1 protein-coding gene is annotated in these 237 nt (G+C 35.9%); it reads right to left on the bottom strand.

Annotated elements, in window-relative coordinates; all coding sequences use genetic code 11:
* Nucleotides 1–185, bottom strand: a 185-nt coding sequence (locus AAEY62_RS24720; RefSeq protein ID WP_350637137.1) for a hypothetical protein, incomplete at its 3' end; no start/stop codon positions are given.
* Nucleotides 186–237: the final 52 nt, after the last annotated feature.

The raw sequence follows: 237 nt of genomic DNA on the forward strand, positions 1-237 counted from the left end.
GTTCTACCACGAGTTGAAAGGTTAGCTAGTTGCCATTTTATTGAATATGTTTTATTAACTAGGTCAGCTTTGGTGATAAAAGTTTCATTCAGATCACCGCCATAGAAACTGACAACAGCTAAAAAACGCTCAAAAGAGGTATGGGTCTCGAGTTGATTTCGATTATTGTCAGTGGTTATTATCATGTAACCTGTATATTTAGTTACTTAAAGAGCATGAAAAGACGGTCGTCTACTT

The organism is Pseudoalteromonas sp. GW168-MNA-CIBAN-0100, assembly GCF_040309225.1.
Classification (GTDB): domain Bacteria; phylum Pseudomonadota; class Gammaproteobacteria; order Enterobacterales; family Alteromonadaceae; genus Pseudoalteromonas; species Pseudoalteromonas arctica.